Annotated in this window: 11 protein-coding genes; 6 read left to right on the plus strand and 5 right to left on the minus strand. The window is 64.5% G+C overall.

The genetic code is table 11. The annotated features are described in order from the left end of the window. Positions 1–12: 12 nt before the first annotated feature. Both J6525_RS14690 and J6525_RS14695 read right to left on the minus strand, forming a co-directional pair. Positions 13–2,727: a hybrid sensor histidine kinase/response regulator gene (locus J6525_RS14690; protein WP_225645225.1), complete on the minus strand. Its 2,715-nt coding sequence runs from the start codon at positions 2,725–2,727 to the stop codon at positions 13–15. Positions 2,728–3,117: 390 nt separating this feature from the next. Next, the gene (locus J6525_RS14695; RefSeq protein ID WP_225645226.1) at positions 3,118–4,641 is read right to left on the minus strand and encodes a flagellin N-terminal helical domain-containing protein; all 1,524 of its coding nucleotides are present in this window, start codon (positions 4,639–4,641) and stop codon (positions 3,118–3,120) included. 27 nt (positions 4,642–4,668) lie between these two features. Between J6525_RS14695 and J6525_RS14700 the strand changes: the two genes are divergently transcribed. From J6525_RS14700 to J6525_RS14715, 4 genes are all read left to right on the plus strand, one after another. Then, positions 4,669–4,854 carry a hypothetical protein gene (locus J6525_RS14700; protein WP_225645227.1) on the plus strand — a complete coding sequence of 62 codons (186 nt, stop codon included), beginning with the start codon at positions 4,669–4,671 and terminating at the stop codon, positions 4,852–4,854. A 337-nt stretch (positions 4,855–5,191) separates the two neighbouring features. Beyond that, entirely contained in the window at positions 5,192–5,902 is a 711-nt protein-coding gene (locus tag J6525_RS14705) for a Crp/Fnr family transcriptional regulator (protein WP_063779960.1), read from the plus strand. 190 nt (positions 5,903–6,092) lie between these two features. Further along, complete coding sequence (locus tag J6525_RS14710; RefSeq protein WP_092090036.1) at positions 6,093–6,812, plus strand: Crp/Fnr family transcriptional regulator; 720 nt, start codon at positions 6,093–6,095, stop codon at positions 6,810–6,812. Between the two features lie 156 nt (positions 6,813–6,968). Then, positions 6,969–7,217 (plus strand): hypothetical protein, encoded by a 249-nt coding sequence (locus J6525_RS14715; RefSeq protein ID WP_092090011.1) that lies wholly within the window; start codon positions 6,969–6,971, stop codon positions 7,215–7,217. A 132-nt stretch (positions 7,218–7,349) separates the two neighbouring features. Here J6525_RS14715 and J6525_RS14720 read toward each other — a convergent pair whose 3' ends face one another. After that, entirely contained in the window at positions 7,350–7,952 is a 603-nt protein-coding gene (locus J6525_RS14720) for a helix-turn-helix domain-containing protein (protein ID WP_092090012.1), read from the minus strand. A gap of 602 nt (positions 7,953–8,554) precedes the next feature. Between J6525_RS14720 and J6525_RS14725 the strand changes: the two genes are divergently transcribed. Further along, positions 8,555–8,950 (plus strand): hypothetical protein, encoded by a 396-nt coding sequence (locus J6525_RS14725; protein WP_225645228.1) that lies wholly within the window; start codon positions 8,555–8,557, stop codon positions 8,948–8,950. Positions 8,951–9,047: 97 nt separating this feature from the next. Here J6525_RS14725 and J6525_RS14730 read toward each other — a convergent pair whose 3' ends face one another. Next, on the minus strand, positions 9,048–9,230 hold the full coding sequence (locus J6525_RS14730; protein WP_092090013.1) for a hypothetical protein: 183 nt from the start codon (positions 9,228–9,230) through the stop codon (positions 9,048–9,050). A gap of 96 nt (positions 9,231–9,326) precedes the next feature. Then, a complete protein-coding gene (locus J6525_RS14735; protein WP_225645229.1) occupies positions 9,327–10,328 on the minus strand; it encodes a glycoside hydrolase family 3 N-terminal domain-containing protein in 1,002 nt (333 codons plus the stop codon). Between the two features lie 119 nt (positions 10,329–10,447). On the opposite strand from J6525_RS14735, the gene J6525_RS14740 reads away from it, so the two are divergent. Next, on the plus strand, positions 10,448–12,556 hold the full coding sequence (locus J6525_RS14740) for an acetoacetate--CoA ligase (RefSeq protein ID WP_225645230.1): 2,109 nt from the start codon (positions 10,448–10,450) through the stop codon (positions 12,554–12,556). Positions 12,557–12,572: the final 16 nt, after the last annotated feature.

Consider the following 12,572-nt stretch of genomic DNA (forward strand, 5'->3'; position numbering starts at 1 on the left):
CCTTGCATCCGGTCACGCGGCACGGCGCAGTTCGGCGGTCTGCTCTTTCAGCGCCGCGATCAGCCCGGGACGGTCAAACTTGGCGACATAGTCGTGGAAGCCGGCCTGCCGGCCGCGCTCGATCGCCGCCGGCGACACCATCGCCGACAGCGCGATGATCGGCAGCCCGATCAGATTGTGGTCCGAGCGGATGTTCTCGGCGAACTCAAAGCCGTTCATCTCGGGCATCTCGATGTCGGTCAGCACGACGTCGAAGCTCTGTCCCGAACGCAGCGCGGCGAGGCCTTCTTGCGCGCCGCCCGCGGTCCTGACCTTGTAGCCGGCGGCCTTCAAGACCGGCGCCAGCATGTTGCGGAAGAACGCTGAGTCATCGACCAGCAGCACCGACTGCGCCGAGGCCGACGGCCGCATCTCCTTGCGCGAGAACCAGTCGGCGAACGCCATCGGCAGGAAGTGGCCGACGTCGATCACCTCGGTGGCCTGGCCCTTGATCACGGCCGAGCCCAAAATGCCGTCCTGCGAACCCGCGACCTCGATGTTGAGCCGCTCCTCGACGATGTCGATGATCTCGTCGACCACGAGCCCCATCGAGCGGCCGTCGTCGGCGAACACCAGGATCGGCTGCGCGCCCTGGCTCTGCACCTCGACGCCGGCCATCTGCACCAGCGGCATCAGCTGCTCGCGGTACTGCACCATGTAGCGGCCGTTCGAGAGCTCGATCTTGTCGGTTGCGATCTCCTCCAGCCGGGTGACGAGGCCGAGCGGCACCGCCTTGGGCTGCGAGGAGCCGGCGCGGAACACCAGCAGCGAGGTCAGCTGCTCGCCGCTCGCCGCATGGGCGTTCGCATTGTCGTCGGCGAGGTCATGGGCCGAGGAGCCGGACGCGCCGAGGGCTTTTGCGATCCCATTGGGGTCGATGATCATGATCACGGCGCCATCGCCAAGGATGGTGTTGCCGGAGAACATGTCGATGTGCCGCAGCTTGGTCGACATCGGCTTGACCACGATCTCCTCGGTGTGGAACACGCCGTCGACCACGATGCCGAAGGTCTGGCTGCCGACTTGCGTGACCACGATGAAGCCGTTCTCGGCATCTGACGTGGTCGCGCCGTCGTCGATCTTGAGCAGCTTCTTGAGGTGGATCAGCGGCAGCAGCTTGTTGCGCAGCCGCAAGACCGCCGTGTCCTTGATGCGCTCGATGCGGTGCTCGGAGTTGGCGCGCGCCCGCACCAGCTCGACGACCGACAATTGGGGAATCGCAAAACGGTCGCCGCCGGCTTCCACGATCAGCGCCGAGACGATCGCCAAGGTCAGCGGGATCTTGATGGTGACCGAGGCGCCCTCGCCGGCCACGCTCTTGATGTCGATGGTGCCGCCGATCTGGTCGATATTGGTGCGCACCACGTCCATGCCGACGCCGCGGCCGGACACCGAGGTGACCTGGGCGGCGGTCGAGAAGCCCGGCGCGAAGATGAACTTGTGGATCTGGGCCTCGGTCATCTTCTCGAGTTCAGCCTCGGTGACGAGACCGTTCTGGAGCGCCTTGGCCTTGATCCGCTCGGTGTTGAGCCCGCGGCCATTGTCGGCGATGCAGATGATGATGTGGCCGCCTTCGTGATAGGCGGAGAGGCGAATGGTGCCCTGTTCCGGCTTGCCGGCGGCGACCCGCTCGGCGGTGGTCTCCAGCCCGTGATCGGCGGAGTTGCGCACCATGTGCGTCAGCGGATCCTTGATCAGGTCGAGCACCTGGCGGTCGAGCTCGGTGTCGGCGCCGTGCATCTCGAGCTCGATCTGCTTGCCGAGTTCGCCGGAGAGGTCGCGGACGATGCGCGGCAGCTTCTGCCAGGCATTGCCGATCGGCTGCATGCGCGTCTTCATGACGCCTTCCTGCAGCTCGGCGGTGACGTTGGAGAGCCGCTGCAAGGGCACCTTGAACTCGGTGTCCTCGTTGCGGCGGGAGATCTCCAGCAGCTGGTTGCGGGTCAGGACCAGCTCGGAGACCATGGTCATGAGGTGTTCGAGGGTGTCGACATTGACCCGGATCGACTGGTTGGCGATCTTGTCGCCTTCCTGGACGTCCTCACCGGCCGCCTTGCGGGCCGGCTTCTTCACAGCCTCAGCCGGCTCGGCTGCGGGCGCAGCAGGTGCAAGCTTCACGGCCGGCGCCGGTGCGGCGACTTCGGTCTCGGTCTCGCGGAAGGCGCGTTCGAGCTCGTCGAGCGAGACCTCGCCCGGACGCAGCGGACGCTCCAGCGTCTGCACCACCAGCGTGCCTTCGGTCATCGCCGCCTGCACGGACGGGGCTTCAACGACGGGCACGTCTTCTTCAGCAGCAACCGACATTGCCGCCATGCCGTGCTCGACCATCGCTTCCAGCTGATCGATCAGATCGCGGTCATTGCCCTCGGGCTCGGCCTCGGTCGCCTCGAGCCCTGCCAGGATCTCCTTGATGCGGTCGATCGAGGACAGGATCAGCGTCACGGCTTCCGCCTTCACCGGCATGCCGTCGCGGAATTTGCCCATCAAGGTCTCGCCGGCATGCGCCAGCGCCTCGAGCCGCGGCAGCCCGAGGAAGCCGCAGGTGCCCTTGATGGTGTGCACCAGCCGGAAAATGTTATCCAGGATCTTCGCGTTGTTCGGATCCTGCTCGAACTGCACCAGCTGGTTGTCGACCGTATCCAGGCTCTCGCTGCTCTCCGTCAGGAACTCGCGCAACAGATCGTCCATGGATAGGTCCCCTCAAGGTGCTGCGGAACGCTCGCCTTGCATCGATAACTTGGCCGGCTTCACGGCGACGTTAATTTTGCCGTCCGTGCAAATACGGACGATGAAGCCCTTCAGCAGTTCGACGACGCATCACGACATCACGGCCAGTCTCACAAGGACAGGCCCTTACCACCCGGACGGGAAAGAGGCCGTTCCATCGGTCATCGCAATTTGAACTAATTGGAATTGAGGACCGCTAAGTCCCGCGAAACGTTCGCGACGCGCCGACCGCCTGGATCAGAACGCGATCGCTCATTGGTTGAAGCCGGCGGGATGGTTGAGCGCAGCCAAAGCAAAAGGCGGCGGAGTTTCCTCCGCCGCCTCGATAGTCGATGTCTGTCGCGGCTACGTTTAGCGGAGCAGCTGCAGCACGCTCTGCTGCGACTGGTTGGCCAGCGCCAGCGCGGACACCGCGATCGACTGGCGGGTCGACAGCGCCTGGCTGTTGGCCGCTTCCTCGTTGGTGTCGGCCAGCGTCAGGTTGGACGAGCCGGTCTGCAGCACGTTGATCAGGTTCTTCGAGAAGTCCTGACGGATCTGCACGATCGACAGGTTCGAACCGAGGGTCGAAGCCTGGGTGCGTAGCAGGCCGCTGGCCGAGTTGAGCGTCTTCAGGGTGGCGTTGGCCGAAGCGTTGTCGACGAAGTCCGTGCCGGCGGTCAGCTTGGTGAGGTTGAGGCCGGTGGCATCGAAGGTCACGCCCTGGATCTTCAGGGTCGAGGAGCCCGTCTCGTTGAAGGTCAGCTTGAGCTGATCGCCGTTGAGCAGGTTGATGCCGTTGTACGACGCGTCCTGGGCGGTCGTGGTGATCTGGTCCAGGATGTTGTTGTACTGGTTGACCAGGTTGGCGCGGTTCGCCAGCGCAGTCGGGTCCTGCACCGGAGCGCTGCCCGCGAGGCCGTTGAACAGCTTGCCCGCGCCGGCAGCGGTGCCGCCGATCGTGCCGATGGTCGCCGAAGCGGCATCGTTGGTGGTGCTGATGGTGAGCGCACCGGCCGCACTGAGCGAGGCCTGCAGGTTGTTGGCCGCCAGCGCGGCGTTCAGGTCGTTGAGGGACTTCACCTTGCCCGTGCCGGTGCCGAAGGTGATGTTGGTCGCGGTGCCGTTGCCGGTCGCGCCGATGGTCAACGTGAGCGTGTCCAGCGGGCTCGCGCCAGCCGTGCCGTTCGCGGTCGCCGTCGCACCGGCCGGGAGGCCGAGCTGCGTCGCGTCGCCCGAGCTGAACGTGCCGACCGTGAGCGAGTCCGCGGCACCGGCGGTGTTGGTGCTGGTCAGGACCAGCTTGCCGGTGCCGTCGATCGAGGCGGCGACCTTGGCGCTGGCGCCGACCTGCGTGTTGATGGCGTCGCGAACCTGGGTGGCGGAATAGTTCGCGCCCGAGTTCAAGGTCACAGTCTGGCTGTTGATCTGGAACGTCAGGTTCGCGCCGGCCGCGGTGAGGTCGATGCCGGTATAGGCGGCGGTGCTGGTGAGGGTTGCGTTTGTCGGGGTCGCGGTGCCGAGCAGGTTGTCAGCGGTGGCGCCTGGGATCACAGCGGTCGTCACCGACGACTTCGCGGAATAGCCGACCGCGGCCTGCAGGGCCTGGTTGGCGACCGACTTGGCGCTGTCGACGAGCTTCTGCAGCGAGGTGATGCCGGTGTTGGCGGCCTGCAGCACCTGCACGCCGTTGCCGATGCCGTCCAGCAGGTTGTTGATGTCGCTGGCGCGGTTGTCGAGCGACTGCGCCGTGAAGAAGTTGGTCGGATTGTCGAGCGCAGTGTTGACCTTCTTGCCGGTGGACAAGCGGTTCTGCGTGGTGGCGAGCAGGTCAGCGGTCGACTGCAGCGAAAGCAGATTTTGACGGACCGATGCCGAAAGAACGATGCCGGACATACTGGATACCCTTCTGGATGAACACGATTGACGCGACGCCGTAAATTTCGCACGGCGACCCACGCCACACTGGTCCGTCCGCGCTACCCGTTCGTTAAAGGGCTGGTCCGTACAAATACCCAGGACGGCCTTGCCGGTGATTCGATGGGCGGCCGGCGCGATGGCTGGCCGCGGCAGCGCGCGTTCGGCGCCGGACCGACGTCATGGCCGTGAATTTCCTGCGCATGTGCAGGACTTGCGACATCCCGGCGCGGCAGGCCCGGCGCGTCGATAGCCGGCGTTGCAGGTCACCACGATGCAAAGTCCGGCGAGGAACAGAGTTAATGGAAATCAATAAATGAGAGACAAAGTCGCGCTCGGATCTCGCGCCGCGCGGATCGACGTCGATCACCGGTGCCGGCGGCGGCCACGCCGTCTGCCCTCCAGAGGGTATAGTTTCAACACCACAACCCTTGTGCAATTGGACAGGCAAGCTATGTTCGCAGTCCTTCCACACGCCAAGAGTAGGTGATGCGAGACCGTAGTGCTCCCGCCCTCGGCAGGAGCAGCAATGTCCGCGGTATCGCGTCCGCCCAATCGTCTGTTGCAAGCACTTCCCCCCACGGAGTACGCGCAACTTCATCCCCTCCTGGAAACCGTCGACCTGACCAAGGAAACGGCGCTCGCCGATGCCGGCGCGCCGGTGCAGCGGGTTTATTTTCCGCATAGCGGCGTGGTCTCGATGATGATCAATCTGTCCGACGGGCAATCTGTCGAGATTGCAACCGTCGGTCGCGACGGCGTCGTGGGCGCGTCTGCCGCCCTGCACGAGCGGCCGCTGCTTGCCGATGCGATTGTCGTGGTGCCAGGCTCAGCCTCGATGATGCGGGCGGAGGATTTCCGCGAGGCAGCAAATCGCAGCGCGGATTTCCGGACCCTGGTTGCGCTCTATGAGCAGGCGCTGATGGCGCAGACGCAGCAATCCGTCGCCTGCAATGTTTCGCATCCGGTGGAGGCACGGCTGTCACGATGGCTGCTGCGCGCACGCGATTTGTGCGGCAGCGAGGCGTTGCCGCTCACCCAGGAGATGCTGGCGCAGATGATCGGTGTCCGGCGCAATGCGGTTTCGATTGTCGCGCATGGGTTTCAGCAGGCCGGTATCCTGCGTTACAGCCGCGGTCATATCGAGATCACCGATATCGACGGCCTGCGGAAGGCGGCGTGTGAATGCTATACGACGGTCAAGGCGCACGCCGAACAATTGATCGGGCCGGAAGACTGACCGGCGCGCCGCCCAGCCCCAACTGTGACCGCGCGCACAACCCGAATGTGCGGCGATAGGCGCATTCCTATTGGAAGCAAGACATGTTTCCATTGGAACCTTGACGTGCCAGAATAGGTTGCATGAACGTCCAGCTGCACGCGCCAGCCTGGGCCCAGAGACAAGCTTTGCCGGCAGGCTGGAGGTTGCTTTGGAAACGGTTCCTCGATCACCCAACGGATTCCTGGCGTCGCTCTCGGCGAGTGATTTCGAATTGATTCGGCCGCATCTGCGGACGGTCGAGCTCGCGGCCGATTCGGTCCTAGTCGAAACCGACGAGATGCTCAAGCGGACATACATGCCGCACAAGGGCGTGATCTCGCTGGTGGTCAAGCTGGCAAGAGGCGAGCGCGTGCAGGTCGCGATGGTCGGCCGCGACAGCATCTATGGCGCATTCGCCCCGCTCGTCGAAGGGCCTGTCCTCAACAACGCCACGGTGCTGGTGCCCGGCGTCGCCTCGACCGTGGAACTCGAGCCGTTGCGCGCAGCTGCCGGCCAGAGCCCGACGCTTCGCGCGAGATTGATCCGGCACGGGCTCGCCGTCTATGCCCAGATCCAGCAGACCGCCGGCTGCAACGCCGCGCACACCGTGGAGTCACGGCTGGCGCGATGCCTGCTGCACACGCGCGATCTCTCCGGCAGCAACAAGATCGTCCTGACGCAGGAGGCGATGGCGCAGATGATCGGCGCGCGCCGCAACAGCGTGTCGCTGGTCGCGCATACCTTGCAACAGGCCAATTTCATCCACTACAGCCGCGGGCACATCGAGATCACCAACGCGGATGGGCTGATCAAGACGGCGTGCGAATGCTACGCCGCGGTCAAGGCGCAATATGCCGGACTGCTGAATTGTCAGGAAGTCGGCCGTTAGCGTCTGTTGTTTTTGCCGCGTCTTCTTCGCGCGAGCCGGCACCCGCTTCGCTCAAAAGCGCTCTGACCCCTGTGCAAGCCGTACTTCTACGGCGTGCGATTTTCATCGTCGGATAACGCTGTTTCCTCACATTCACGTGGACGCACGGGGGAGCCGATGTTCACGTACCAGACGACCGACCGGAAGGAAGCCCGGCGCTTCCGCATGGCCCAGTTCAACGGCCGGACCGCCACCGTACGGTCGGCCGGCGCGACCGTCACGGGACGCGTGCGCGCGATCGTCGAAAGCAAGTCTGGCGCGACGGCGGCATGGGTGGTCACGATCGTTCCGGATGAACCGAAGGCATCCGCGCCGGCCGCGCGGCTCGCGCCGCGCCTGTGCTTCGCCGCGGAAGACGATTTCTGAGAAGACGATTTCTGAGAACCTGGTTCTAACGAACCGAACACCGCTCAGAGCGTTCCGATGGAATCGGAACGTAGCCCTGGATTTCAGTTTTGACGCGTCTCCTTTACGCGAACCACTTCGCTTGAAATCGCTCTATGCGGAATGCAGCAAGGCCTTGCGGACGAGATCGGCGGTGTTGCGCGCGCCGAGCTTGCGCATCGCCTCGGCGCGATGGCTCTCGAACGTGCGCGGGCTGATGTTCATCCGCAGCGCGCCCTGCTTGTTGGAATAGCCGTCGCTGATCAGGCTGAGCACTTCACGCTCGCGCTTGGTCAACGGCTTGCGGCCGGCTTCCGGCGCGAACATGACATCCGGCGACCGGGAGCCTGCCGGCTTGTCGTCGCCCAGCGGCTTGAGATCGGCGGGCGGGACGGCATTGGGATAGAGGTCGGAAATCTGCTTCAGCATCGCGGACACGCGCTCGGTCTGCTCGAGCGCGTTCTCGATCACCTGCCGCAGATAGACGCCATTGCCGGGCGCGTGCGCGAATTGCTGACTGTGCTGTTTCAGCTCATTCATATAGAGCAGCAGCGCCGTCACCGGCCCATTGAACTGCCGGACGATCGCGGCACCGGCGTCCGCCTGCGGCCGCGGCACTGCGGGTCCCTGAGCCTCAAGCGGCTGCGGCTCGAGGGTCGCGGTTCCACCCGTCCATGCCGGAAGGCGCGCCTCGGCTCGGTTGTCATGTTGCGTCATAAGTATGGTTTACCAAAGGTGAACTTGTGGCCGCGTTAACACGGGACTCCGTAGAACTACGGGTGACGCAACTGTGACCTCGGGCCCCGACCTGCCAAGCAGGCGCAGATTACCGCTGATTTGGCAACAAACCTCGCATATTTGAGTCGAATTACAGTATTCTTACGGGACGGGTAAGCGAGGTGGCCACCGGCGGGATGCGCGGCCCGGCATTGACCTTCAACGGTTCGGCCAGCCGTTTCCGACCCCTGGTTCCGGATTGAAAAAAGCGGCCCGGCATCGCCTCAAGGGCGCCGGAGCCGAAGGAATTTTTGCAGGAACCGCCCCGAAAGAACGAACCTGAACCACCAATACGCCATTCGCCGGGTCGTCATCGATCATCCCTCTGGGCATCGGGATGGCGTCGGCATACCGCACGCGGGCACGCGCACCTATGAGACGGTTCACATAAGCCGGGCAGCATCGGGTGCGCATCGGGTAGGGATCGGATCAGGCGAATGTCAATTTACAGCCCCGACAGGCGTCGCGATGATCGCCGCCTCTCGATCAGCAATAAGGGCACGGCCATGAACCGAGGGCGGAACGGATCCTGGATTTCCTGGATGACGATTGCGGCGCTCGCCGCGGCACTGCTGCTTGGCGCAGGCGCGCAGGCCCAGACCGCGCCGACCAGCGATGCAACGCCGACGCCCGACAACGCCGTCATGCTCACCATCTTCTTCAAGCATGATCAGTCACGACCGCTCGGTGAACTCAATGCCCAGCTTGAGCGGCAGGGCTTCTACAAGGCGTTTCCGCTCGAGGGCGTCGAGGTCGTCAGCTGGTACGTGATGATGGGGATCGGCCAGGTGGTGACGCTGCGGTTGCCGGCATCGCGGCTGCGCGAGGTCAACCGCGTTATCGAGAACAGCGCCTGGGGCGCCTACCACACCGAGTTCTACCCGACCTACGACTACAAGGCGGTCGGGATCGGCAATCATGAAAAAGCAAAGCAGTAGCCGGTCGCATCGAGACCGATGCCGGGAGTCACGGCCGCGCGCCGGACTTGCCGGTTTTGGCCGAAGACCGGGCTGGCGATTGGATCCGATCCACCGCCTATGCGTGGGCCCGCGAGCGCTGGCTCAATCGCTTTGCCAGCGTCCGCAAATCCTCGGCGCGCCCGCTGCAAAGCAGGCGGCTGAATTCGTCAGGATCGATGGAGGCAGGCGGAAAATCGGCTGGGTTGCGTGCGACACGGCGTAGCCAGGTCAATCGGAAGAGACGCTTGAGCATCTTCATGGTTGTCAGCCCCGATGAGCGTCATTGTTAAATCGCGGCAATGAAATTTGGTTCCACCCCTTGTGGTCGCCCGACGCAAAATTTGGTTCAACGCCGTCAGGCGAACAGCGCCTTGCGCTCTTGCACACGCGCAATGGATCGCCGCACCGCGGCCTGATCGAGTGATCCATCCTGCACCGCACCCGCGACCGCCGCGGCGATGCCGGTCATCTCCTGCTCCTGGTCGAACAGATTGTTGCCAATGCAGATCATGTCCATGCCGGCGGCGATCGACTGCAGGCTGGCCGCGCTTGTGCCGAGCGCCTTCTGCAGCCCCTGCATCTGCATGTCGTCGGTGATCAGCAGCGTCTCGGGCAGACGACGGCGAAGCCGGCCGAGCCCGGCCGATGACAATGTCATCGGACGCTGCGCGTCCCACTGCCGGACAATGGCGTGGCTGACCAGCACCGCATCGCCATAGGTGCGCGGCGCCAGCGCGTAGAACAGCTCCTCCTGCTCGGGACGCAGCGCATCGGAAATGTCCATGAACTCCAGGTGCGAATCGACGCTTGCACCGCCGATGCCCGGAAAATGCTTCAGGCAGAGGCCGACTCCCGCCTGCCGCGCCGCAGCGTCGACCAGCCGGGCATTGGCCTCGACCTCACCGATATCGGGCGAATAGGACCGCTTGATCCTGCCGATATTGGGATTGTCGGGATTGTAGTGGACGTCGATGACAGGCGCGAAATTGTAGCGGATGCCGAGCCGGCGCAACTCGCCGTAGCTTGCGGCCAGGACCGTCTGCTTGTCCGCGCGCGCGAGCAGATTGAACTCCTTCGCGCTCGGCAGCGGCTGAAAACCGCAGCTGTCCTTGAGCCGGCGCACCAGGCCGCCCTCCTGGTCGATGAAGACCAGCGGCCGCGACGGCAGCGCCGCGATCTCGGCGCAGAGCGACTGCACCTGCGCGGGCGAGGCGATGTTGTTGTCGTACTGCCGGGTCTGGCAGGAATAGTCGAACAGGATCACCCCGCCGAGCCCGAATTGCGCGGCAAATTCCTTCAGCCAGGGCGGAATGACCTTGCCGTAGAAGCCGAGGATGAAGAGTTCGCCGACGGACATGGCCACTCGATTCGGTTGCCGCATGGAATCAGCCGCGGCCGATGGAATAGCACGCTGCGGCGGCGGTAAGAATATGACGCAGCTTGCTGCTCGACTGCGTTCCCCGTGCTCGCATCACTATGTTAAGACACGCTGGCGGGCCTCGATCGCCTGCCACGACACAAGAACTTTCGGAAACGCCCATGACAGCAGCTTACGTCCCGCAAATGGCCCTTTACCGCCAATGGCTGAAGCAGACGCGCGGCCTTGAATTTGCGGATTTCGAGGCGATGCGGCGTTGGTCGGTGACCGATATCGACGGCTTCTGGCAGAGCGTCTGGGATTATTTCGACCTGCGCTCGCCGACGCCGCATTCGGCGGTGCTGGCCGAGCGCAAGATGCCGGGCGCGGTGTGGTTTCCCGGCGCTTCGGTGAACTACGCGCGCCAGGTCTTCCGCCATGTCGCGCCGGCGCATGCCGCGGGGCTGCCGGCCCTGATCTCGAGCGGCGAGGACGGCAAGCTCTCGGAGACGAGCTGGCCCGAACTGCAGCGCAAATCGGCAGCGCTGGCGCTGCATCTGAAGGCTAACGGCGTGCGCGCCGGCGACCGGGTCGCCGCTTACTTGCCGAACATTCCCGAGACGATCATCGCGTTCCTCGCGACCGCGAGCCTGGGCGCGGTCTGGAGCGTCTGCGCGCCCGACATGGCGGCGCCCGCGGTGATCGATCGCTTCAAGCAGATCGAGCCGAAGGTGCTGATCGCCTGCGACGCCGTGACCTATGCCGGCCGGCGCCACGACCGGCAAGGTGTGATCGAGGAATTGCGGCGCGCGCTGCCGACCGTGCAGCATGTCATCCTGCACAGCGACGCCGCGCCGTCCGAGACGCGATTGTCAGCGATCCTCGCGGGCCGGAGTGCGGAGATCGACGCCTTCGAGCCGGAATGGCTGCCGTTCGATCATCCGCTCTGGATCGTCTATTCCTCGGGCACCACCGGCTTGCCGAAGCCGATCCTGCACAGCCATGGCGGCATCATCGTCGTGGCGCTGCCGCTCTCGACGCTGCACAACGACATCGGTTGCAGCTATCAGCCAAACTCGTTCGGCGAACGTTTTCACTGGTACTCTTCGACCGGCTGGATCATGTGGAATTGCCAGGCCAACGGCCTGCTCAACGGCACGACCTGCTGCATCTTCGATGGCAGTCCCGGCGGCACCAAGGACAAGCCGGACTGGACCACGCTGTGGCGCTTCGTCGCCGACGCCAAGGCGACCTTCTTCGGCGCAGGGGCGGCGTTCTTTGCCAATTGCACCAAGGCGGAAATCGATCTCGCTGCCGTCGGCGATCTCTCCGGCCTGCGCACGCTCGGCTCGACCGGCTCGCCGCTCAGCGCCGACACCCAGGCCTGGTTCAACGAGCGCTTCGCCGCGCTTGCGAAGCAGAACGGCAACGCCGCGCAGGCCGATATGTGGTGGGCCAATATTTCCGGCGGCACCGACTTCGCCGGCGCCTTCATCGGCGGCAATCGCGAATTGCCGCAGACGCCGGGCATCATGCAATGCCGCCTGCTCGGCTGCGCGGTGGAGGCGTTCGACGAGCAGGGCCGCGCGGTGATCGACGAGGTCGGCGAGCTCGTCTGCACCGAGCCACTGCCCTCGATGCCGCTGCGCTTCTGGAACGATCCCGGCAACGCGCGCTACCTTTCCAGCTATTTCGAGACCTACCCCGACAATTTCGACGGGTCCGGCCGCGGCCCGGTGTGGCGGCATGGCGACTGGCTCAAGATCAACCCCGACGGCTCCTGCGTGATCTATGGCCGCAGCGACGCCACCATCAACCGCCATGGCTTGCGGATGGGCACCAGCGAGCTCTATTCCGCGATCGAGGCGCTGCCGGAGGTGCTGGATTCGATGGTGGTCGACCTCGAATATCTCGGCCGCGACAGCTACATGCCGCTGTTCGTGGTGCTGCGCGAGGGCATTGCGCTCGATGCCGCGATGAAGGCCAAGATCAACAAGGCGGTCGAGGCCGGGCTGTCGCGCCGCTTCCTGCCCAACGACATCTTCGTCGTGGCGGAAATTCCGCGCACGCTGTCCGGGAAGAAGCAGGAGCTGCCGGTCAAGAAGCTGTTGCTCGGCCACCCCGTCGAGAAGGTCATCAATCGCGATGCGATGGCCAATCCAGGATGCCTCGACTGGTGTCTCGATTTTGCAAAGAGCTATCTGAGCAGGCAGGCCGGCGCGGCGTAACGGCCTCTGAATGCCA

Source organism: Bradyrhizobium australafricanum, assembly GCF_020329495.1.
GTDB lineage: Bacteria > Pseudomonadota > Alphaproteobacteria > Rhizobiales > Xanthobacteraceae > Bradyrhizobium > Bradyrhizobium australafricanum.